This window comes from Dinoroseobacter sp. S375 (assembly GCF_049800775.1).
Lineage (GTDB): Bacteria > Pseudomonadota > Alphaproteobacteria > Rhodobacterales > Rhodobacteraceae > Dinoroseobacter.
Genome location: NZ_JBNAFR010000006.1, coordinates 1 through 22,587, shown reverse-complemented (window position 1 = coordinate 22,587; position 22,587 = coordinate 1). Strand labels below are relative to the sequence as shown.

Below are 22,587 nucleotides of genomic sequence, written 5' to 3'. Positions count from 1 at the left end.
CCGGGTCGAGAGGCTGGCAGAACGTAGCGTGACAGAAATTGTCCGGTCCACCGCCTGCCTGCGGGCGCAGTGGAGAGGCACACTGAGTCAGAGGGCCGCAAGAACACCATGGCCGCGTCCACGCCGAGGGGCCTGTACCCGGGATAACCGGGATGAGCGGATCAACCGAATAGGCGCAGAGCGTCGGCCAGAGCATCGGCGGGCGATGGTTTTGGGACCTCGCCGTCCCCGGCCTTCGAAGCCGCCACATGCCTTCGACGTCGTCCCACCGAAGGCCGCGTCGAAGTTAAGGGTTCAGACCATCCCAGCCCAGAGCAGCGTATGACTGTCGCGATTGGTGGCGGATGGGTGTTCGGCACTGTTGATGTGTTCTGCGTCCACGGCGTAGTGGCGCGCCCCCGCAAAAGCCGTCACGGCCTCTGACGGGTTAAATTCCTGCAGGGCAAGGAGCGATGCGGTTTGACGCGCGCGTCGTCCAAATAGGGTTGTTGTTTGGGATGTTTGGTTTGCTGGAAATGGTTTGGCGTTTGCGATGGTAGCAGGGGTTGAGCAAAACAAGCCTGATGACTCGGTCAATTCGAGCATTTTCGAGCGGTCAGATACCGCTACGAATACGCTTCGGACAAACGCAAGTACCTCTAACCGTTTGATTATATGGTGCCCCCACACGGACTCGAACCGCGGACCTACTGATTACAAATCAGTTGCTCTACCAGCTGAGCTATAGGGGCATCCGAGCGGGTGATTATCGTCGTGGGCGCGCCGTGACAAGCCCTCTCGCACGCTGGCCTGCTATTTTCCCGCGCGCCGCGCCCGCGCGAACCAAGTGCAATCCGGTGCGGAACCGGTTAACACTTGCTCAACCAGAACCGGCGAAACTTGGCGCAGGATCCAGCGGACGAAGACACATGCATATTGCTTACCATATCGGCGCGCATAGCACCGACGACGACCTTCTTCTGACAAGCCTGCGGGCCAATGCGCCGATGCTGGAACGCAATGGCGTGATCGTGCCACCGGGCGACGTGTATCGCCCGATCCTGCGGGAGACCGTGCGCCGCCTGCAGGGGGCGCATTCCGATCGGGACGCGGAGGAAGCCGTGCTCGAGGCGATCGTCGACGGCAAAGACGGGCATCGCCTGATCATGGCGAGCGAAAACTTCATCTGCACCCAGCAGAAGATTTTCGACGAGGGCAGTTTCTATGGCAAGATGGGGCAGAAAGCCGTCTGGCTTCGCAATGTGTTCCCGCATCATCCAGTGTCGTTCCATATCGGTCTGCGCAGCCCGTCAAGCTTCCTGCCCGCGATCTTTGCCCGCCGACAGAACATCAGTTTCGAAGACTACCTTGGGGACATAGATCTGGAGTCGGTCAGTTGGCATGACGTGATCGAACGACTGCGCTTTGCCGTCCCGGATGCCGAAATCACCGTCTGGTGCAACGAGGATACGCCCCTGATCTGGCCCGAGGTCATGACCTCGATCACCAATCTGACCGATAATTCAGCGCTGCATAAACGCCATGCGCGGCTGCGCGAAGTCATGACTCAGGACGGGTTCGAGCAGTTCATTGCCTATCTCGACAGCCATCCCAAGATCACCGTGGCCCAGAGACGCTGGGCCGCCGTGAATTTCCTCGATCGCTTCGCCAAGGTGGAGGAAATGGACGAGAGCTATGACCTGCCCGACTGGTCGCAAGGCCGGATCGACGATCTGGACGCGGCCTATGAAAAGGATCTCGAGCGGATCGCGACCCTTCCGGATGTGCAGGTTCTTGCGGCTGGCGGAACCATCTGCGCCCCGCAGCCAAGCGAAGACAGCATGTCGGTCGGCTTCGCCTGAACCGGGTGCCGCCGGATGCCTCCGCCGGGGCTCAAGACATGCCGAGCGCTTCCTTGTAGAGTTCGAGCACGGCCTCTTCTTCGGAGATGTCGTCCGGATCGCGCTTGCGCAGCGCGATGAGCTTGCGCATCACCTTGGTGTCGTACCCGCGGGACTTGGCCTCGGCCATCACCTCTTTCTGCTGCTCGGCGATGTCCTTCTTTTCCTGATCCAGGCGCTCGATCCGCTCAACGAATTGCCGCAACTCGCCCGCCGTCACCCGGTAGCTGTCCGGTGTCCCTGAGGTGTTGTCCGTCACCGCGTCATCCATCTCGCGCATTCTCCCTGAGTGTCTTTGAGGCCTTGCGGTAGCCCGTCTCCGACCGGGCATCAAGACCGTTTCGCACCGCGCCCACTTGTGCCCCTGCCACAGGCGCGCTACCCCGCCGCAACAGATCGCATAATCGGAGACAGAGGATGGACATGCTGGTGCCCGCCGGGGCCGTGATCACCGTTCTGGGCCTGCTGGGTCTCATCTATTGCATCATCGAGGTGGCCCGCGCCAAACGTGCCGGACTGGACGAGGATGATCTGCGCGCACGCCTGCAAAAGGCGGTCGCGCTCAATCTCGGCGCGCTTGCGGTCTCTGCGCTCGGCCTGATGATCGTCATCGTAGGCGTCTTTCTCGCCTGACCGCGCTCACGGGCTGGGCGGGGTCTTTTCGCCGCGGTCAAACGCCTCCCAGCCCTCGCCGGCAAAGACATCATGCCCCAATTGGGCCAGCACATGGGGGAAATCCACCATGACCCAATTGTCGACGATCTTGCCGTCCACGACCTTCCAGAAATCCATATAGCGGATCTCCACCCGCTTGCCGGTCGCCTCGATCCCCATGAAGGGCCCGGAATGCACGGCCTCCTGCCGCCCGAAAGCCGCCGCCCATTCTCCCATATAGAGCCGCGCCTCGTCGACGCAGACCTTGTCGGAGAAGGCGGCCTGAAAGGGCTTTTGCCAGTTCTCCTGAAACTCCCGAAGGCCGGTCTTGGTCCCACAGCCCTGGTTGCCGTACCAGCCGAACCCTTCGGAGAAGAACTCGCCGATATCGGTGATGCGGTGATCGTTGAGCCCGTCGACCATGCCCTCGATGACCGCGCGCGTGGCGGCGGTCTTGGTCATGTCCGTATCGCGGCTCAACACCGCCTGCTCGGGGCGCGCCCCGCTCACAGATGCGCTCCGGTCTCGGCATCGAAGAGATGGCAGATCTCGGATGGCACGCTGAACTGCACCGGCGCTCCGATCTCCGACCGGTAGTCCTTGGCCGCTTTCACCGCGAGCAGCGTGCCCCCCGCCTTGACCGTGACCATGGTCGCATCACCCAGAAGCTCCATGGAGTAAACCGGAGCCGCGATTTGCCCGCCCGCGCCCGTTACTGCCGCATCCTCGGCCCGGAAGCCCAGCGTCACCTTGCCCGAGACAGAGTCGAACCCGGCGATCTCGACATTCTCCGCCCGGAACACGCCATCGGCAATCTCGCCCTTCATCAGGTTCATGGCGGGCGAGCCGATGAAACTGGCGACAAACGTGTTGGCGGGCCGGTCATAGATATCCGTCGGCGTGCCCACCTGCTGGACCACCCCCGCCGACATCACCACCACGCGATCGGCAAGGGTCATGGCCTCGATCTGGTCATGGGTCACGTAGATCGTCGTCACCTGCAACTCATGGCTCAGGTTCTTGATCTGCGCCCGCGTGCTGACCCGCAGCTTGGCATCGAGGTTCGAGAGCGGCTCGTCCATCAGGAACACATTCGGCTCGCGCACGATGGCCCGCGCCAGGGCGACGCGCTGCCGCTGCCCGCCGGACAAGGCCGCAGGCTTGCGATGGAGGAAATCATCCAGCTCGACCATGGCCGAGGCCCGCATCACGCGTTCCTCATGCTCCGCCTCGGGCACCTTCCGCACCTTCAGCGGGAACCGGATATTCTCATACACATTCATGTTCGGATAGAGGCCATAGCTCTGGAACACCATCGCCACATCGCGGTCCTTGGGATCGAGTCTGTTGACCATCCGGTCCCCGATCCAGATCTCGCCATCGCTCGGATCCTCCAACCCTGCAATCATCCGCATGGTCGTGGTCTTGCCGCAGCCCGAGGGACCCAGCAGCACCAAAAACTCCTTGTCCGCGATGGTCAGGTGGAAATCATCCACCCCGATGAAGGAGCCCCAGCGCTTCTTCACATGGTTCAGCCGGATCTCAGCCATTCTGCCCGCCTCCCTCATTGTTCTGAAAATACTCACCCGCGGGCCGCAGGCCCGCGCCGGGCCCAACCCGCCAAGACCGCAGGTCGCGCGGGGCGGGAGAGCGCCCTGCCCGCCTCATCCCTTCACCGCCCCGGCGGTCAACCCGCTCACGATCTGGCGCTGGAAGAACAGCACAAGGATGAAGAGCGGCGCCGTGGCCGACACCACCGCTGAGACCGCGAACATCACATTGCCCTCCTGCTGTGTCGTGCCCAGGAAACTGGCGATCTTGGGGATCATGGTCTGGTTGTCCTGACTGAGCAGCGTCGCCGTCACCGCGAAATCATTATAGGCCAGCAGGAACGAGAACAGTCCCGTGGTGATCACTCCCGGCCACATGACCGGGATGATCACCCGGCGAAAGGCCTGAAAGCGGGTGCAGCCATCGACCATGGCGCTCTCATCCAGATCCTTCGGAATGTTCATGAAGAACGAACGCAGCATCCACAGGGTGAAGGGCTGGTTGATCGCTACCAGAACGATGATCGTCGTCGGCAGGATCCCCCAGATGTTCAGCTCGAAAAACGGCAGCAGATAGCCCGAGACCAGCGTGATATGCGGCATGGCGCGAAAGATCAGCGCCGCCATCAGGATCCAGAACGTGTATTTGAAACTCGACCGGCTCAGCGCATAGCCCCCGAGCGTTCCGAAGGTCAGCGAGATCGCGACCACGCAGAGGGTCACGATCATCGTGTTCAGCCCCGCCCGCCAGAACTCCTCCTGAACCCAGGCGCCCTCATAGCCGCCACCGGTGAAATACCCGCCGGTCTCGGCAATCGTCCGCACCCCCGAGAGCGCGTTGCGCCAGTCCTCGCGGCTGAAGAAGTCGCCCTGCACCTTGAACGAGCCCCAAAGGGTCCAGAGGAAGGGGAACGCCGCCAGCACCAGCCAGACCAGCACGAACCCCCAGAGGAACAGCCGCAGGGGCAAGGATCGTTGCGTCGCGATATTGGTCGCCATCTCAGTGCCCCGTCTTCGAGAAATCGCGCCAGGTCCGGATCAGGACCGGCGTCAGCAGGATCGCGACCCCTAGGATCGTCAGCATCGACGTGGCGGCCGCAGAGCCGAACAGGGACACTTCGCTTCCCCTGAGATCGTTGTAGATGATCCAACTGAGCGAGGTCGCATTCGCCTCGGCATTGAACCCGACGATCGGCTCGAACACCCGGAAATTGTCCATAAGCTGGATGAGCGCGATAAAGGTCACGAGCGGCATCAGATAGGGGAGCACCACGTACCGGATCCGCTCCCACCGGGTGGCCCCGTCGATCATTGCGGATTCCAGCGTGTCCTGCGGCACCGTCTGCAGCCCAGCATAGAACACCACGAAGGCAAAGGGCGCCGAGGACCAGACGCCATACACCATCAACGTGATCCAGGTCAGCGTCGGCGAAGCCTTGAGGCTGAGATCCGGGTCCTCGAAGATGAACTGCAACGTCTTGCCGATCACCCCGCGACTGTCGATCATCCAGAACAGGATCAGCGAGCCCACCAGCGGCGTGATGATCATCGGCAGAAGCGAGGTGAAGATCACCGGACCCTTCAGAATCTTGGGCAGCGCGTTCACCGCCACCGCGATCAGGAACCCCAGCGCGATGATCAGGGGCGTCACGATGAAGGTATAGGCCAGCGTGAAGGTCAGCGCCTTGTAGAATGGCAGGCCATAGACCTGCTTGATGAAGGCGCCTAGACTGTCACTGCTGCGCCAGAACGCCCCGATCTCAGCAAAGGCCAGGTGGTTGCGGTTCGTATAGGTGGCCAGCCCGTTGAACTGGCCCAGCGGCTGCGCAGCGTTCAGGGCCGCCGTCGCCTCTTCATCGACCATCACCTGGGTGGTGCTGCCAAAGGGGCCGCTCGTTGTGACCTCAACCAGCACCTTCTCGTTCTCGACAAAGAGGGATTGCACGAAGACCGATGCGATGGGCAGTGCGATGAAAAGGAGCATCGCGAAGGCCGACGGCAGCATGAACCAGAAAAACGTCTTGTGCTTCATCTCGGTCTCCGGGGTACGGGATTATCCGGGGCGCGCACCCGCCCCGGACCTGCGCGCGCGCTTAGTTGAGAAAGCCTGCTTCCTTGGCCGCCGCGATATAGGAGGCTTCCACATCCGCGAGCGCCTGGGCTGCGCTTTCGCCGCCCTGCAGGAACTCGACAATCTCCGTGCCGAGCGCCGTATGCAGCAGGCTCATATAGGGCAGCATCGGATAGGGCGCCGTGCCCGCCTGCGCGGTGGCCAGTACCCCGGTCGCGGCGGCACCGGGCGTGTACCCGTCAATCAGCCAAACCGCAGCATCCGGATTGGCATTGGCCACATCTGTCGATGCGCCATTGAGCATGGCGATGAAGCTCGCGGTCGCGTCCTCGTCGCTGATATTCGAGGCGATGGTGAAGCCATCCCACCAGAGGGTGGAGGCCGGACGCCCGCCATCCCCGATGGTCGGGGCGGCGGCGAACTTGATCGCGCCGGCAATCTCGGGCGCGGCCCCTTCCGCATCTGTCACACCGCCGGCCCGTGAGCCCCAGAAATTGGCGAGCGCCACGTTTCCTGCTTCAAATTCCGCCTGCAATGCATTGGAATCATATGTCAAATAGTCCGGGTTCATGTATTCAGTGAGCGCCTTCATCATCTCCAGCGCGGCTTCACCTTGAGCATTGGCGATGGCAGGGGCCGCCGATCCCGGCTCGAAGAAGGCACCACCCGTGCCCAGATACATGTTCACGAATTCCTGCGCGACATTCCAGCCCGCCTTGTAGGTGCCCCCCACGGGGAACTCCATCAGGCCAGCCTCCTTGATCGCCTTGGCTGCCGCGAGGACCTCGGCATAGGTCTCGGGCACATCAAGGCCGACCTCCTGCAGGATATCCTCGCGATAATAGAGATGCTGGGCGTTGGCCTGGAAGGCGATCGCCTTGGTTTCGCCATTGATCACGATCCGCTGGTTCGGGGACACCGTCGCGCCATGGGCGGCAATCAGATCATCGAGCGTCCGCACCAGGCCGTCCGTCAGCAGCGGCACGAGAGAGCTGTTGGACACGACCGCCACGGTATATTCCGCCGGGTCCGCGGTAAGGGCAGGCACCTGAATGTTCCGATGCTCGGTCGTCATGTTCGCCGTGACCGTCACGCCATCGGCGGCGCATTCGGCTGCCGCGCCATTCACCGCCTGCAATGCCGGGAAATCATTAGACAAAATGCGAATTGAGCCAGCCGAGACATCACAGGCCCAAGCCCCACCACTTCCCAATAGCATGCATGCGGACGTGGCCAGTGCCGATTTCATCAAAGTCATCTCTGTCTCCCTGTCATGACCTGGGGTCGTGACGCCCCGTTTTGGGAGCACGCTGACAGCAGTCGCATAGGTTTGCAATAGGGTTAACAGGTGCGGATTGATGGCTCCGCCGCAACAACAGCCTTGCCCGGGAAACGGGCGTTCTTACAGGAAATTCGCGGACACCTGATGCAACCGCCAGAGCCCGCCACCGCGCGGGAGAGAAAGGCTCAAACCGAAAAAGGCGACCCTTGCGGATCGCCTTTGAGCTGGATCTGGGACTATGCAGATCCGTCCGGCATGCGGATCAGATCGGCATGTTGTCGAACGCATCTTCCTGCGCTTCAAAGGCCCGCTTCTCGGCACGCAGACGCGCGCAGAGATCGACAAGCGACGAGGGCACTTCGACATTCTTGGCTTCGAGCTCCGTGACAGCGCGGGCCAGTTCGGCCTCGCACACAAATCCGCGGGCCGGGTCGGCCTGCACCCGGTCGAGAAGGGTGAAGACCTTGGTGAGGGCTTGGTCAGTTGTCATCGCGTTGCTCCCTAGCGATCTGGTGAACCAAAGGGCCATTGCACAGGTTGGGATTAACCTTCCCCTTTGCAAGAGGCGCAGAGTGTCGTGGAGGGGTCCGCGTTCAGCCGTGCCGCGCTGATCTGGCCGCCGCATTGCATGCAGATCCCGTAGCGCCCATCGGCGACCCGGTCGAGTGCGGCCTGAAGCCGACGCAATTGCCGGACCGTTCCCTGCGTCGAAAGCGCGGGTCCGAAGGTCGGGCTCCCTGCCCCGTGCTCCCGTATCTGCCGGCGCGGTTCGGCACTGAGCCGGGTCTCCCGCAACCGGTTGATCAAATCGCGGCGCCGCGCGCGCAATGCCTGTTGGCGCTCCATCAAATCAGTCATTGTCACCCCCCGTGACGTCCTTGTCAGCACATTAGACACTTCAAACCGTCACGGCCTTGATACAGGTCAACGGTGACGGATTTGCGACGCACGACCGCGCGTTTTTGCAGACTCGACGTCGTTGCGCGGGCCTTCTACATACGCCGCTATGGATATCCGTTCGCTCTCGCCCAATTTCGCCGTCTCCCCGCAGATCGCGCCGGAAGACATCCCGGCTCTTGCCGAAGCGGGGGTCGCCGCAGTGATTTGCAATCGCCCGGACATGGAAAACCCTGTGGAACTGCGGGCAGATGTGCTGCGCACCGCTGTCGAGGCCGCAGGTCTCGCATTCTACGACAACCCCGTCATGGGCGGCGGGCTGTCTCTTGAAGATGTTCAGGCCCAAGCCAAGGTGATGGCCGAAACCGATGGCGCGGTGCTGGCCTATTGCGCGTCGGGCACACGCTCTGCGATCCTCTGGGCCTTTGCCATGGCCGGAGAGATGTCCACCGATGACATTCTCGCAGCGCTGTCCGGGGCGGGATACGCGCTGGATGGAATGCGTCCGCAACTAGATGCCCTGGCCGCCCAACGCTGAACAAGCGGCACGTCGGGCCGTGGCCCAATGCTGACATCGTCCCGATGTCGGAGCAGACGGCGGGTCAGCTCGGGTCCGATGTTATGGCAAGGCCCGCGCCGTCTTCGAACCCTTCGGGATTATGGGCAAGCGCCTGGGGCGGTGTTTCCGCCTTGGCGGTCGCCTTGGGCGCGCGTTGGGCGCTGATCTCGTTGAGGCGCAGGGCGCGCACGCCCCGGGCCTGCCCCAGCCGTGCTGTCGCCACGCAGGGCCCGTTGCGCCGCCCGATCGTCACCGACGAGAGCGCAGATGCCGGGATCGGCACCTGATCGCCCACGGCCCAACGGCGCACTTCGTCCAGGGTCAGTTCGAGCTTGCACAGGACCGCTTCGAGTTCCGCCGGGCTTTCGAGGACAGCGGCGCGCCAATCCTTGGCCCAATCCTCGACCCCGCGTTCCGTTTCTTCGGGGACAGCGACGCCTCCAGCTTGCGGACGGGCTTGCGGCAGGGCCGCCCAGAACGTCACCGCGCGGCTGCCATCGAATTTCGCTTCGATGGTGTGGACCCTATAGGGCACGTCCACCGCGGACATGCCGATGATTTCGGGTGGGATCATGCGATCCGCGGGGGCGAAGTCAGCCAGCCAGGCTTCATGGACGCTCCCCTCCATCAGCTCACGCCAGGCTTCGAGGAACCGCTCCAGAAATCCATGGCACAACAGGCGGTCAATGGTGCTCGCAGAGCGCGGCTCCCCTTCCCCGTCGGAAATACGTCCTGTCGTGGTTTTCTCCACCAGCGCGGTCAAGCCGCCCGGAGACAGGGCCAGATAGCCTTCGGCCTCGTCTGGCGCTGGACAGGGAATGATCAGGCCCGCCTCGGCCATGACATCGCCCAATTCCAGCCCGCCAGAAACGTCGGTCACCTCAACCGTCTGCGCCGACACCTTGAGCCCGGCAGCGATGAACCCGGCCCGCGCCATCGCCTTCATGCAGCCGGTCTCCAGCGTGACCGCGAGGGACCCGGCCGCAGGCGCGGGCGAGGTCTCCATCTTGCGCCGTAAAAGGCTGGTCTGATCGGGATTGGACATGGGGCGACTCGCGTTCTGCAATTCGGGACGCCTTGTTGTCGCGCAGAACCCGTTAATGCCCGGTAACCGGTCGCCGCCAAAACCGCGACAATTCAGGCAACCGCCCGGGAAATCCGCATCGGGAACGTCACGCGGAAGGCCGCCCCCTTCTGACCGCGCAGATAGCTGATCGAGCCCCCAAGCTTCACCATCACCTCGCGGCAGATCGCCAGCCCCAGCCCGGCGCCCCCGGCCTTGGACTGATCGTCGAGCCGGGCGAATTTCTCGAAGATGACGCTTTGACTGCGCGCGGGGATGCCCGAGCCATTGTCGATGAAGTCGAGCGCCAGGGCAGCGCCAGTGGTGCCGACACGGATTGTCAGTTCAGGCTCGTCCGCATCGCAATACTTGATGGTGTTGGCGATGATATTGATGAACACCTGCACCAGCCGATCCGTATCCGTATGGATCAGGTGATCCTCACGGTCCGGGTCGCGCAGCACCTTGAGCGGCCGGTTGCGCCCCGCCGCCGTGGCCGACAGCGCCCGGTCGAGCAGGTCGCTCAGCACCTCTTCCTGCGGGTTGAGGACCACTTGCCCGTTCTCCAGCACGCTGAGATCCAGAAGATCGTCCAGCAACCGGGTCAGGCGCAGGCTCTCGTCATGAATGATGGTGGAATAGCGGGTCTGTGCGGCGCTCTCGAGGGTGCCCTCCATCAGGATCTCGGAGAATGAGCGGATCGAGGTCATCGGCGTGCGCAATTCGTGGCTGATCTGGCTGAGAAAGGCATCCTTCTGGATCGACAGCTCAGTCAGCTTTTCATTGGCCTCGCGCAGCTTGGAGGCGGTCGCTTCCAGCTCGCGGGACTTCGCCTCGAGCTGGCTCGAATACTCCATCATCTGCGCGGTTTCATCGGCCACGGCCATCAGCTCGCGCACGGAGACCGCAGCCCCGCCATTGATCTGGGCAATCATCGCATGGGCGGTGGCAGCCCCGACCGACCCGGCCAGCTCGCGCTCCAGATCCACGAGGAATTCCGGCGTGGTATCCGGCAGGTAGCCCGTCTTGCCCTGTTCGGCGGCGGCGCGGACAAAGACGCTCTGGGCGTGCTGGGGCCCGAGGATCCGCTGCGCCATGATGAGCAGGTCCTCGGCTTCGGCCCGCCCGCCGGCCCAGCTGCGCGGGGTGGAGGAATGCTCGAACACATTGACGAATTGCGCGCCCTGCAAACGCTCCATCGGGGACGGGAAAGACAAAAGAGAAACCCCGAGGAACAGCCCGCCATTCACCACCATGGACCACAAAAGCGTATGGACCAGCGGATCGAGCCCGGTCAGACCGAACAGGGCGTGGGGCTTGAGAAAGCCGATCCCAAGAGGTCCATGGGCGACGATATCGGCAAAGAGCGATTGCGGAACCGCGAGGCTCGGCAGATAGAGCGTGTATCCCCAAAGCGCGAACCCCGCGACCAGCCCCGCCACCGCGCCGCGCCGGGTCGCGCCCCGCCAGAAGATCCCGCCCAGAAGCGCAGGCAGGATCTGTGCCGCCCCGACAAAGGAGATCAGACCGATTGCCGCCAGCGCCTCGCCGCTCTCGGACACCGCGTAATAGGCAAAGCCGAGCCCCAGCACCGCCGCGATGGACACCCGGCGCGACAGCAACATCGCGCGGCGCACATCGCCCGAGACACTCGCCTTGCCGCCATCCTGAAAGCTCAGCCAAACCGGCATGATCAGGTGGTTCGACACCATGGTCGAGAGCGCGATCGCCGCCACGATCACCATGGAGGTGGCCGAGGAGAACCCCCCGAGGAAGGCCAGCGCCGCCAGCGTGTTCTGGTCCTGGGACAGGGGCAGCGTCAGAACAAAGAGATCCGGGTTCGCCCCCTCGGGCATGATGTCGAGCCCGACCACCGCAATGGGGATCACGAAAAGACTCATCAGCATCAGATAGGCCGGAAAGGCCCAGCTTGCCGTACTCAGATGGCTTTCATCGGCATTCTCGACGACGAGCACCTGGAACATGCGTGGCAGACAGATGACCGCCGCGGCGGAGACGAAGATCAACCCGACCCAGCGGCCGCCCTGCACCTCCCATGCGGAGACGGGCGAGGCGTCGATCCGGGCCAGCACATCCGCGACACCGCCGCCAATGCCCCAGACCACGAAGACACCCACGGCCAGCAGGGCCACGAGCTTGACGATGGCCTCCACGGCAATGGCCATGACCACGCCGTGATGGCGCTCGTTCACATCGAGGTTCCGGGTCCCGAAGAGCACCGTGAAAATCGCAAGACCGATCGCCACCCAGAGCCCGTCGGTCACCCCGTCCACCGGGTTGGCGAGATCCGCCATATCCTCGGCTCCGAAGACCGCGAGGGACAGCGAGACCGATTGCAGCTGCAACGCGATATAGGGCGCAGACGCAATCACCGCGACCACGGTCACGATCACGGCCAGCCCGTTCGACTTGCCGTAGCGTGACGAGATGAGATCCGCGATCGAGGTGATCCGCTGGGCGCGGCCGATGCGCACGAGCTTGCGCAGGAGCCACCACCAGCCCACGAAGACGAGCGTCGGGCCGAGATAGATCGTGACAAATTCCAGCCCCGAGCGGGCCGCGTACCCCACGGCGCCGTAGAAGGTCCAGGCTGTGCAATAGACCGAGAGGCTGAGCGTGTAGATCATCGGCGCGCGCAGCCAGCCGATCTTGCCCTGTGAGGCCCGACGCTCGGCCACGAAGGCCACCGCGAAGAGGAACACCACATAGGCAAGCGAGATCACCACCAGCAGGTTCAGCGAGAGCATTACCCGTCTCCGTTCCGATCAGGATTGGCGGGCGGGGTCTGCCCGCCCAGGGCGCGACCGAGCGTGCTGTCGGGCGGCGGTGCCAAAAGGTCGATCTCGGCGCCCTCGGTCGCGGTCGCAGGGGATGGCGCAAAGCCCGGCGCGCGCGTGGTCGTCTGCTCCGCGCGCCGGATATAGCGGGTGAGCAGCGCGCTGAAGACGATCAGCAACAGCCAGAGCAGGAAGACATAGATCATCGCCTCTGCGGTCGACCCCGCCTGCCCCTTGGGCAGAAGCAGCATCGGCACCACGAACAGGAATGTCCCGAACACCGGCAAGAGCCGCGCGGCATCGATCAGCCGCCGATGGCGGTATGGCTCGGGCTGCAGGAACAGAGGCGGCCGTCCCCGGGCCATCTCAGGCGCTCAGATCCCGCACGCGATCGAGAATTTCGCGGTTCGAGAAGGGTTTCGTCATGAAATGGGACACGCCATAGCTCTCGGCGAGTTCGCGATCCTTTTTCTGACCTTTCGCCGTCAGCATCAGAACCGGCATCTCGGCGGTTTCCGGGTTCTCCCTCAGATCGCGCAGGATATCGAACCCGCTCCGGTTCGGCAGCATCACGTCGAGCATGACCAGATGCGGCGCCTCCCGGGCGATGGCGTCCAGGGCCGTGGCCCCGTCGGAATGTGTGCGCACGTGCCAACCCTCGCGCGACAGTATGAAACTGATCGCCTCGATGATATTCGGCTCGTCCTCGATAACCAGAACGGTTTTCGCCATGATCGGGTCCTCCTCCGCTCTGGCGATTCTCAGGCGCACCACAATCACCCGCTTGACGGCGCATGTCAAAGCACTACCGACCGTGACTGCCGTATTTTCGGGCGCCGGGAGGACGGGTTGCGGTTTCAGCCCGCAAGGATCGAGGGTTCGCGCCTTGCGCTGCAGGCGTCCCGGGGACAGATGCGGCAGGTGGTCCCGATGGCCCGGGCTTCGGCCGCATCCCGTTCCGGGCGATCCACTTCCATCACCAGCATCCAGGCCCGGGGGATCTGCGGCACGTCAAAGGCCACGGGCGCGCTCACCTCGCTGATTGCATAGGTCACGAAGCGCCGCCCGGGCGGGGTCACGACCTCGACCTTGAGGGGCTGGGTCGGGTGGCTCAGGGACTGATAGACCGGCCAGAGCGAACAGGCCGCCCCGAACCGTGGGATGGGGAAGCCGTCGATGCCCTTGCGGTGCAGCAGGCTGCCGGAGCTGTCGGCCACCACCAGCCCCACATCCACCGCCCCGGTCGATTGCGGCAGACAGGCGAGCCGGTGCATGACCTGGGGCAACGGGACCTGGAATTGCTGGGCCAGACGCGCCGGATCCCGTTCCTTGGCGAAGGCGGCCTGCAAGGGCTTGAGCGGCAGGCGTTCCGCGTCCCGGATATAGGTGCGGAAATAGCTGAGCGCGAGGGCGCGGGCCTGGGGCGTGGTCAGCTGGGGCGCATGGTCGATCAGATCCTCGGCGGCGGCAATCCCGCCGGTCTCGAGCGGGGCCAGATGGTGCTCATGCTCGGCGAGCACGGATTCCAGCGCTTCCTGCGCCGTGGCGAAGGTCACCTCGGAGGCGACCTGCGTGTCGAAATACGACACCAGCGCCTGACTGCCCTGGGCCAGCCGGTCGCTTTCCTCCAGCATGTTGCGGTGGAAGCGGTCGCGCCAGGCGGCCTCGATCTCGGGGGTCTGGGCGAGGATCGCGGCGGTGGACCGGATCGCGGTCACATTCGAGACCAGATCATGCATCGCCTCGGCCAGGAACGGGTCATGGGTCAGCCGGTCATTCAGCGCCTCGATGGTGCGTTCCTGATTGACCATGCGCCGTCGCTGGGCGGCGACGAGCTGGGCCCAGCCGGGGAAGCGGGCCACGAACTCCTCGATGCGGTCCAGCTCGGCCGCGCTGCGCCGGGCGGAGGCCGCCGCCTCGCGCAACCCTTCGAGCAAGGTTTCCTCTGCGCCCTGGGTCAGAGCGTTCACATCGACCCGCAGAGCCGTGGCGATATCAAGCAGGACTTTTCCGCCGATTCTGCGCCGGTTGTGTTCGATCAGGTTCAGGTAAGATGCGGATATTCCAACATCGCGGGCCAGATCGGCCTGCTTCATGCGCAAAGACTGCCGCCTTTCGCGGATGCGGCTGCCGGTCAGAGAGCTCTTGGGCATGGATAAACCTGAGTGTTATCACGGGTTTTCTGCAACCGCGCGAGAATAACTTTACACATACTGCAACTGCATTGTCCAATCCTTTACAAATAAACCCTTCAAATCGAACGACTTGTTGCGCCGCGCTGCAAATTTGTAATTTCTTTGGGGCGGGTTTGCACGCCAGTGCGACCCGCGCGGGGCGGGAGTGAGGATCAGCCCCCGAACAAAAATATTGGGAGGACTTCAATGTCTAAATCTGAGATCAGTCGCCGTCGCGTCCTGAAAACAGGCGCGGCCACAGGTGCGGGCCTTGCCCTGCCCACGATCTTTACCGGCGCCGTATGGTCGGATGGTCACAGCGGCTTCACCAACGCGCCCCAGGGCAGCAGCGTCACGCTTGGCTTCAACGTGCCCCAGTCCGGCCCCTATGCCGACGAGGGTGCGGACGAACTGCGCGCCTATGAGCTGGCTGTCGAGCACCTGAACGGTGGCGGCGATGGCGGCATGATGAGCACCTTCAGCTCCAAGGCGCTGCAGGGCAACGGCATCCTGGGCAAGAAGGTCGAGTATGTCACCGGTGACACGCAGACCAAATCCGACGCCGCGCGCGCATCCGCCCGCTCGATGATCGAGAAGGACGGCGCGGTGATGGTCACCGGCGGCTCCTCCTCGGGTGTGGCCGTGGCCGTGCAGGCGCTCTGCCAGGAAGCCGGCATCATCTTTATGGCGGGTCTGACCCACTCGAACGACACCACCGGCAAGGACCGCAAGGCCAACGGGTTCCGTCACTTCTTCAACAGCTACATGTCCGGCGCCGCACTGGCCCCGATCCTGGCGAAGAACTACGGCACCGACCGGAAGGCCTATCACCTGACGGCGGATTACAACTGGGGCTACACCACGGAAGAAGCCGTGAAGTCCTCGACCGAGGCCATGGGCTGGGAGACGGTGAACACCGTTCTGACCCCGCTGACCCAGACGGACTTCTCGGCCTATATCACGCCGGTTCTGCAGTCTGACGCAGACGTTCTGGTTCTGAACCACTATGGCGGCAACATGGTCAACTCGCTGACCAACGCGGTGCAGTTCGGCCTGCGCGATCGTCTGGTCAACGGCAAGAACTTCGAGATCGTCGTGCCGCTCTACTCGCGCCTGATGGCCAAGGGTGCCGGTGCCAACGTGAAGGGCATCTTCGGCTCCACGAACTGGCACTGGTCGCTGCAGGATGCAGGCAGCCAAGCCTTCGTCCGCTCCTTCGGCACCAAGTACGGCTTCCCGCCGTCCCAGGCCGCGCATACCTGCTACGTGCAGGCGATGCTCTATGCGGATGCGGTCGAGCGCGCAGGCTCGTTCAACCCCTGTGCCGTGGCAGAGGCCCTCGAAGGCTTCGAGTTCGACGGGATGGGCAACGGCAAGACGCTCTATCGTGCGGAAGATCACCAGTGCTTCAAGGACGTGCTCGTCGTGAAGGGGAAAGAGAACCCGACCTCCGAGTTCGACCTCCTCGAGATCGTGGAAGTCACCCCGGTCGAGCAGGTGACCTACGCCCCCGACCACCCGCAGTTCGGCGGCGCAGACGCGACGCTCGGGACCTGCAACCCGGGCGCCTGATCCGCACCGATCTGACCCCTAGACCGGGGCGGGCGTTTCTACGCCCGTCCCTCCTCTGCGCCCCGGACAGGCGCAGTCCGCATCAGCCGAGGTGGGAGCCATGGACGCAATCATCCTTCAAATTCTCAACGGTCTGGACAAGGGGTCGGCCTATGCGCTGATCGCGCTGGGTCTGACCTTGATTTTCGGCACCTTGGGTGTCGTCAATTTCGCCCATGGGGCGCTGTTCATGATGGGCGCGTTCTGCGCCGTGACCCTGAGCCGGATCCTGACCCTGAGCCATCAGGTGGTGGACGAAACCCGGACAGACTTTCTCGGCAACCCGCTCAAGGTCGATGTGCCTTATGTCTACGACATATTCGGGCAATCGGCGGGCGATACGATCATCGACTGGGCGGTGCCACTGGGCATCCTCTTTGCCCTGCCGATCATGGCGGGCATCGGCATCGCCATGGAGCGCGGGCTGATCAAGCACTTCTACAAGCGCCCCCATGCGGACCAGATTCTCGTGACCTTTGGCCTCGCCATCGTGCTGCAGGAAGTCATCAAGTATTTCTACGGCGCCAACCCGATCCCGACGCCCGCCCCCGAGGCCTTTGTCGGCTCCTTCGACTTCGGAGCGATGCTGGGCTTCGATCCGGGATCGATCATCTATCCCTACTGGCGACTGGTCTATTTCGTCTTCGCGATGGTGATCATTGCCGCCGTCTTCGCCTTCCTTCAATTCACCACCTTCGGGATGGTCGTGCGGGCCGGGATGGCTGACCGCGAGACCGTGGGCCTCCTGGGCATCAATATCGACAAGCGCTTCACCATCATGTTCGCGATTGCCGCCTGTGTGGCGGGGCTCGCCGGGGTGATGTACGCACCGATCAACTCGCCAAATTACCATATGGGCATGGACTTTCTGGTCCTGAGCTTCGTGGTGGTGGTTGTCGGCGGCATGGGCTCCCTGCCCGGCGCCGTGGCCGCAGGGTTCCTGCTCGGCATCCTCGAAAGCTTTGCGTCGATGTCCTGGGCGATCAACCTCGTGCCCGGCATCAACCAGATCATCATCTACCTTGTCGCAATCATCATCTTGCTGACCCGGCCACGTGGCCTGATGGGACGCAAGGGCGTGATGGAGGACTGATCCATGTTCGGACTTGAGAAAAAAGACACCGTCCTTCTGATTATCGTCGCCTGCCTGACGATGTTCGCGCCCTTCCTGCTCAACCCGTTCCCCGAGGGATCCGGTCTGGCGCAGTTCAATGCGGGCTATCCGGACCTGATGCAGCGCTTCGTGATTTTCGGGATCTTCGCCATCGGCTTCAACATCCTGTTCGGCCTGACCGGCTACCTCTCCTTCGGCCATGCGGCCTTCCTCGGAGTGGGCAGCTACGCCGCGATCTGGATGATGAAGCTGCTGACCATGAATGTGATCCCGGCGATCATCGGGGCGGTCATCCTTGCGGGCATGTTCTCGCTGCTGGTGGGATGGATCTCGCTACGGCGCTCGGGGATCTACTTCTCGATCCTCACCCTGGCCTTTGCCCAGATGTCCTATGCGCTGGCCTATTCGGTCCTGACGCCGATCACCGGCGGGGAAACCGGCCTGCAGCCCAAGGTCAACGACCCGCGCCTGCTGGACCCGGCCCTGGCAGAGGGGGCAACGCCCTCGGCCAACCTCTTTGGTCTGACGATGAAATCCAGCTACGAGCTGAATGTCGGCGGCTGGCTCTTTACCTTCAACGCGGGCTATTACCTCGCGGCCGTGGTCATGCTGATCAGCTTCTACGTGGCGATCCGCATCTTCCGCTCACCCTTCGGGATGATGCTGCGGGCGGTGAAGTCCAACCAGCAGCGGATGAACTATACCGGCCTTAACTCCAAGCCCTACACCCTCGCCGCCTTCGTGATCTCCGGCATGTATGCCGGTCTCGCAGGCGGGCTGATGGTGGCCATGGACACCCAAGTGGGTCCCGAGCGGATGTTCTGGACCGCTTCCGGCGAGGTCGTTCTGATGACCATCCTCGGCGGCGCGGGCACGCTGATCGGTCCGGTTCTGGGCGCAGGCATGATCAAGTACATGGAGAACATCATCTCCAAGATCAACGAGACCATCCTGCACCAGTGGTTCGCCTTCCTGCCCGACGGGATGGAGGACGCGCTCGTTGCCATGGTCTACCCCTTCATCGGCAAGGGCTGGCACCTGACGCTCGGCATCATCTTCATGCTGGTCGTGATCTTCCTGCCCGGTGGCCTCGTTGAGGGCGGCCAGCGCATCGCGCGCCTTTTTGGCCGCGGCAAGAAGGCCGACAGCGATGACGGCAAGAAATCTGCCGAAACCACCCCCGCGGAATAAGGAGAGAGACCCATGGGAATTCTCGAAGTCAAAGGGGTGGGCAAACGCTTCGGCGGCCTCCAGGCGCTCGGTGACGTGAACCTCTCGGTCAAGGAACAGACCGTTCACGCCATCATCGGCCCCAACGGGGCGGGCAAATCCACCCTCCTCAACTGCCTTGTAGGCAAGCTGATCCCGGATACCGGCTCGGTGATGTTCGACGGCCAATCGGTGCTGGGACGCTCCCCGCACGAGATCTGCCAGATGGGGATCTCCCGGGTGTTCCAGACGCCCGAGATCTTCAGCGATCTGACGGTGATGGAGAACGTGCTGATCGCATGTTTCGCCAAGCGGGACGGGTCGTTCGAGCTCAACGCGATCGTCTCGGTGCGCAGCCAGGCGGATATGCGCGACATGGCCGAAAGCATCCTCAAGGATGTGAACATGCTCGACAAGCGCAACATGCACGCGGCCTCGCTCAGCCGGGGCGACAAGCGGCGGCTCGAGATGGCCATGTGCCTCGTCCAACAGCCGCGGATGCTGTTGCTGGACGAACCGACCGCAGGCATGGCGCGGGCAGATACGAACAACACGATCGACCTGCTCAAAGAGATCAAGAACACCCGCGACATCACCATCGCGATCATCGAGCATGACATGCATGTGGTGTTCTCGCTCGCCGACCGGATCACCGTTCTGGCCCAGGGCACGCCCCTGGTCGAGGACAGCCCGGAAAACATCAAGGGCCATCCCAAGGTGCGCGAAGCGTATCTCGGCGAAGCGCACTAGGAGGGCATAGAGATGAATGTGAAGCCTGACTTCTCCAAAGGCGTGAACCACGCCGAAACCGCCCCCGCCTATCTGAGCGTCTGGGACATGCACGCCTATTACGGCGAGAGCTACATCGTCCAGGGCATAAGCTTCAACGTCCATGAGGGCGAGATCCTGGCACTTCTGGGCCGGAACGGCGCGGGCAAGACCACGACCCTGCGGGCCATCGCGCGTCTGGCGGATCCGCAAGTGACCCATGGCGAGATCTGGCTCGACCACCAGCGCCTGCACGAGATGGAAAGCCACGAAGCCTCGGTCGCGGGTCTGGGCCTCGTGCCCGAAGACCGTCGGATCATCCCCGGCCTGACGGTCGAAGAGAACCTGCAACTCGCGCAGATCGTCGAGCCCAAGGGCTGGTCCATCGAGCGTCTCTATGACCTCTTCCCGCGCCTCGGCGAACGCCGCAAGCAGGAGGGCGTGACCCTGTCGGGCGGCGAGCAGCAGATGCTCTCGATTGCCCGGGCGCTGGCACGCGACATCAAGGTCCTGCTTCTGGACGAGCCCTATGAGGGCCTCGCCCCGGTGATCGTGGACGAGATCGAGAAGACCCTGCGCATCATCAAGGAGCAAGGCATCACCACGGTCATCGTTGAACAGAACGCCGTGCGCGCCCTGCAACTGGCGGACCGGGCGGTGATCCTCGATACCGGCTCCATCGTCTTCGACGGCACTGCCGCCGAAGTGCTCGAGAACGCAGAACTGCGCGCCGAGTACCTGGCGATCTGATCGCCATCCCCCCCGCCCGGGGCGCTTCCTAAGGGCGCTCCGGGCTCCCTGCCGCATCCGGCGCGCGCCCTGCGTGAGATCAAGTCTCGGGCCTGCGCTCTTGATCTCGCGCAAGCGGGACGCCTCGCTGCGGCGGCATCTACGACCAAAGCACAAGGCGACAGCGACCGCTGCGGCAACCCGCAGCCTTGATCGCCGCCCCACCCGCTTGCACAGTTTTCCAAATATTCCGAACCCGGGGGAGCCCAATGCTTGACGAAAAAGACGGTGTATACACACCCAGCGCCGACTTCGTGAAAAACGCCCATATCAACTCGGACACCTATGACGCGATGTATTCTGCGTCGGTTTCTGATCCTGAGGGGTTTTGGGGGGAGCATGGTCGGTCTTTGGACTGGATCAAGCCCTATACGAAGGTGAAGGACACGTCCTTTGCGCATGATGATGTGCATGTGAAATGGTTCGAGGATGGCACGCTGAACGTGGCGGCCAATTGCATCGACCGGCATCTGGCCACGCGCGGGGATCAGACCGCGATCATCTTCGAGCCCGATGATCCCGCCGAGCCGGCCCAGCACATCACCTACAAGGCCTTGCACGCTTCGGTCTGCAAGATGGCCAATGTTCTTGAAGAGATGGGCGTGCGCAAGGGCGACCGGGTCATCCTCTATCTCCCGATGATCCCCGAGGCGGCCTATGCGATGCTCGCCTGCGCGCGGATCGGCGCGATCCATTCGATCGTCTTTGCGGGCTTCTCCCCCGACGCCCTGGCCGCCCGTGTGAACGGTGCGGATGCCAAGGTTGTCATCACGGCCGATTACGCCCCCCGTGGCGGCCGTCAGACCCCGCTCAAATCCAATGCGGATGCGGCCCTGCTGCACACCAAGGACAGCGTCAAGATGCTGGTGGTCAAGCGCACCGGCGGTCAGACCACCTGGGTCGACGGGCGCGATTTCGACTATAACGAGATGGCGCTGGAGGCCTCGGACCACCACATGCCCGTCGAGGTCGAGGCCGAGCATCCGCTGTTCATCCTCTATACCTCCGGCTCCACCGGTCAGCCCAAGGGCGTGGTGCACAGCTCGGGCGGGTATCTTCTCTATGCGGCGATGACGCAGAAATACGTCTTCGACGTGCATGAGGGCGATATCTACTGGTGCACGGCCGATGTGGGCTGGGTCACCGGCCACAGCTACATCGTCTACGGCCCGCTCGCCAATGGCGGCACCACGGTGATGTTCGAGGGCGTGCCCACCTATCCGGACGCGTCCCGCTTCTGGGAGGTCTGCGACAAGCACAAGGTCACCCAGTTCTACACCGCCCCCACCGCGATCCGCGCGCTGATGGCGAAGGGGCCGGAGTTTGTCGAGAAATGCGATCTGAGCACGCTCAAGGTGCTGGGCACCGTGGGCGAGCCGATCAACCCCGAGGCCTGGAACTGGTACAATGACCATGTGGGCAAGGGCAAATGCCCGATCGTCGACACCTGGTGGCAGACCGAGACCGGTGGTCACCTGTTGACGCCGCTGCCCGGGGCCACGGCCCTGAAGCCCGGCTCGGCCACCACGCCCTTCTTCGGCGTCCAGCCCGTCGTGCTCGAGCCCACCACGGGCGAAGAGATCACCGCGACCGAATGCGAGGGCGTGCTCTGCCTCAAGGACAGCTGGCCGGGCCAGATGCGCACGGTTTACGGCGACCATGAGCGCTTCGTGAAGACCTACTTCTCGGACTACAAGGGCTACTACTTCTCGGGCGATGGCTGCCGCCGGGACGCGGATGGCTATTACTGGATCACCGGCCGGGTCGATGACGTGATCAACGTCTCGGGCCACCGGATGGGCACCGCCGAGGTCGAAAGCGCGCTGGTGGCCCATGCCAAGGTCGCCGAGGCCGCCGTGGTCGGCTACCCGCACGAGATCAAGGGCCAGGGCATCTATTGCTACGTGACCCTGATGAATGGCGAAGAGCCCTCCGAGGAGCTCCGCAAGGAGCTGCGCACCTGGGTCCGCACCGAGATCGGCCCGATCGCCGCGCCGGATCTGATCCAATGGGCCCCGGGCCTGCCGAAAACCCGCTCCGGCAAGATCATGCGCCGCATCCTGCGCAAAATCGCCGAAGACGACTTCGGCGCCCTCGGAGACACATCAACCCTCGCAGACCCCTCCGTCGTCGACGACCTCATCGAAAACAGAATGAATAAGGGGTGA

The 22,587-nt window shown here is 63.3% G+C and carries 23 protein-coding genes and 1 tRNA gene; 9 read left to right on the top strand and 15 right to left on the bottom strand.

Going from position 1 to position 22,587, the window contains the following annotated elements; all coding sequences use genetic code 11:
• Nucleotides 1-294: 294 nt before the first annotated feature.
• A complete protein-coding gene (locus ACP150_RS13850; RefSeq protein WP_424967252.1) occupies nt 295-585 on the bottom strand; it encodes a hypothetical protein in 291 nt (96 codons plus the stop codon).
• Nucleotides 586-655: 70 nt separating this feature from the next.
• Nucleotides 656-731 (bottom strand) — tRNA-Thr (locus ACP150_RS13845).
• A gap of 177 nt (nt 732-908) precedes the next feature.
• Between ACP150_RS13845 and ACP150_RS13840 the strand changes: the two genes are divergently transcribed.
• Entirely contained in the window at nt 909-1,841 is a 933-nt protein-coding gene (locus ACP150_RS13840) for a hypothetical protein (RefSeq protein WP_424967251.1), read from the top strand.
• 31 nt (nt 1,842-1,872) lie between these two features.
• On the opposite strand, the gene ACP150_RS13835 is transcribed toward ACP150_RS13840, so the two are convergent.
• On the bottom strand, nt 1,873-2,151 hold the full coding sequence (locus ACP150_RS13835; RefSeq protein ID WP_424967250.1) for a DUF2312 domain-containing protein: 279 nt from the start codon (nt 2,149-2,151) through the stop codon (nt 1,873-1,875).
• 146 nt (nt 2,152-2,297) lie between these two features.
• On the opposite strand from ACP150_RS13835, the gene ACP150_RS13830 reads away from it, so the two are divergent.
• A complete protein-coding gene (locus tag ACP150_RS13830) occupies nt 2,298-2,513 on the top strand; it encodes a hypothetical protein (protein WP_424967249.1) in 216 nt (71 codons plus the stop codon).
• 6 nt (nt 2,514-2,519) lie between these two features.
• Here the strand turns inward: ACP150_RS13830 and ACP150_RS13825 are convergent, their stop codons facing one another.
• The 7 genes from ACP150_RS13825 to ACP150_RS13795 all read right to left on the bottom strand — a co-directional run bounded on the left by ACP150_RS13825 (nt 2,520) and on the right by ACP150_RS13795 (nt 8,295).
• Complete coding sequence (locus ACP150_RS13825; protein ID WP_424967248.1) at nt 2,520-3,044, bottom strand: ester cyclase; 525 nt, start codon at nt 3,042-3,044, stop codon at nt 2,520-2,522.
• Nucleotides 3,041-4,084, bottom strand: a complete 1,044-nt coding sequence (locus ACP150_RS13820; protein ID WP_424967247.1) for an ABC transporter ATP-binding protein — start codon at nt 4,082-4,084, stop codon at nt 3,041-3,043. The genes ACP150_RS13825 and ACP150_RS13820 overlap by 4 nt, the downstream gene beginning before the upstream one ends.
• 114 nt (nt 4,085-4,198) lie before the next feature.
• Nucleotides 4,199-5,083, bottom strand: coding sequence for a carbohydrate ABC transporter permease (locus ACP150_RS13815; RefSeq protein WP_424967246.1), 885 nt, complete (start codon nt 5,081-5,083; stop codon nt 4,199-4,201).
• A gap of 1 nt (nt 5,084) precedes the next feature.
• Nucleotides 5,085-6,116 carry a carbohydrate ABC transporter permease gene (locus ACP150_RS13810; RefSeq protein WP_424967245.1) on the bottom strand — a complete coding sequence of 344 codons (1,032 nt, stop codon included), beginning with the start codon at nt 6,114-6,116 and terminating at the stop codon, nt 5,085-5,087.
• A 61-nt stretch (nt 6,117-6,177) separates the two neighbouring features.
• Complete coding sequence (locus tag ACP150_RS13805; RefSeq protein WP_424967244.1) at nt 6,178-7,413, bottom strand: ABC transporter substrate-binding protein; 1,236 nt, start codon at nt 7,411-7,413, stop codon at nt 6,178-6,180.
• A gap of 286 nt (nt 7,414-7,699) precedes the next feature.
• Entirely contained in the window at nt 7,700-7,927 is a 228-nt protein-coding gene (locus ACP150_RS13800; RefSeq protein ID WP_424967243.1) for a hypothetical protein, read from the bottom strand.
• A 53-nt stretch (nt 7,928-7,980) separates the two neighbouring features.
• The gene (locus tag ACP150_RS13795; protein ID WP_424967242.1) at nt 7,981-8,295 is read right to left on the bottom strand and encodes a TraR/DksA family transcriptional regulator; all 315 of its coding nucleotides are present in this window, start codon (nt 8,293-8,295) and stop codon (nt 7,981-7,983) included.
• 148 nt (nt 8,296-8,443) lie between these two features.
• Between ACP150_RS13795 and ACP150_RS13790 the strand changes: the two genes are divergently transcribed.
• Nucleotides 8,444-8,872: a TIGR01244 family sulfur transferase gene (locus tag ACP150_RS13790; protein ID WP_424967241.1), complete on the top strand. Its 429-nt coding sequence runs from the start codon at nt 8,444-8,446 to the stop codon at nt 8,870-8,872.
• 64 nt (nt 8,873-8,936) lie between these two features.
• On the opposite strand, the gene ACP150_RS13785 is transcribed toward ACP150_RS13790, so the two are convergent.
• The 5 genes from ACP150_RS13785 to ACP150_RS13765 all read right to left on the bottom strand — a co-directional run bounded on the left by ACP150_RS13785 (nt 8,937) and on the right by ACP150_RS13765 (nt 14,907).
• A complete protein-coding gene (locus ACP150_RS13785; RefSeq protein WP_424967240.1) occupies nt 8,937-9,938 on the bottom strand; it encodes a FliM/FliN family flagellar motor C-terminal domain-containing protein in 1,002 nt (333 codons plus the stop codon).
• Between the two features lie 92 nt (nt 9,939-10,030).
• Nucleotides 10,031-12,724 carry an ATP-binding protein gene (locus ACP150_RS13780; RefSeq protein WP_424967239.1) on the bottom strand — a complete coding sequence of 898 codons (2,694 nt, stop codon included), beginning with the start codon at nt 12,722-12,724 and terminating at the stop codon, nt 10,031-10,033.
• A complete protein-coding gene (locus ACP150_RS13775) occupies nt 12,724-13,119 on the bottom strand; it encodes a hypothetical protein (protein ID WP_424967238.1) in 396 nt (131 codons plus the stop codon). Before ACP150_RS13775 ends, ACP150_RS13780 begins: the two co-directional genes overlap by 1 nt.
• Before the next feature lies 1 nt (nt 13,120).
• The gene (locus ACP150_RS13770; RefSeq protein ID WP_424967237.1) at nt 13,121-13,486 is read right to left on the bottom strand and encodes a response regulator transcription factor; all 366 of its coding nucleotides are present in this window, start codon (nt 13,484-13,486) and stop codon (nt 13,121-13,123) included.
• Nucleotides 13,487-13,611: 125 nt separating this feature from the next.
• A complete protein-coding gene (locus tag ACP150_RS13765) occupies nt 13,612-14,907 on the bottom strand; it encodes a short-chain fatty acyl-CoA regulator family protein (protein ID WP_424967236.1) in 1,296 nt (431 codons plus the stop codon).
• A 228-nt stretch (nt 14,908-15,135) separates the two neighbouring features.
• Between ACP150_RS13765 and ACP150_RS13760 the strand changes: the two genes are divergently transcribed.
• The 6 genes from ACP150_RS13760 to acs all read left to right on the top strand — a co-directional run bounded on the left by ACP150_RS13760 (nt 15,136) and on the right by acs (nt 22,587).
• The gene (locus ACP150_RS13760) at nt 15,136-16,500 is read left to right on the top strand and encodes an ABC transporter substrate-binding protein (RefSeq protein ID WP_424967235.1); all 1,365 of its coding nucleotides are present in this window, start codon (nt 15,136-15,138) and stop codon (nt 16,498-16,500) included.
• A 100-nt stretch (nt 16,501-16,600) separates the two neighbouring features.
• A complete protein-coding gene (locus ACP150_RS13755) occupies nt 16,601-17,632 on the top strand; it encodes a branched-chain amino acid ABC transporter permease (RefSeq protein WP_424967234.1) in 1,032 nt (343 codons plus the stop codon).
• Nucleotides 17,633-17,635: 3 nt separating this feature from the next.
• The gene (locus ACP150_RS13750) at nt 17,636-18,844 is read left to right on the top strand and encodes a branched-chain amino acid ABC transporter permease (protein WP_424967233.1); all 1,209 of its coding nucleotides are present in this window, start codon (nt 17,636-17,638) and stop codon (nt 18,842-18,844) included.
• Nucleotides 18,845-18,856: 12 nt separating this feature from the next.
• A complete protein-coding gene (locus ACP150_RS13745; RefSeq protein ID WP_424967232.1) occupies nt 18,857-19,612 on the top strand; it encodes an ABC transporter ATP-binding protein in 756 nt (251 codons plus the stop codon).
• A gap of 12 nt (nt 19,613-19,624) precedes the next feature.
• A complete protein-coding gene (locus ACP150_RS13740) occupies nt 19,625-20,380 on the top strand; it encodes an ABC transporter ATP-binding protein (RefSeq protein WP_424967231.1) in 756 nt (251 codons plus the stop codon).
• A 248-nt stretch (nt 20,381-20,628) separates the two neighbouring features.
• A complete protein-coding gene (gene acs, locus ACP150_RS13735) occupies nt 20,629-22,587 on the top strand; it encodes an acetate--CoA ligase (protein WP_424967230.1) in 1,959 nt (652 codons plus the stop codon).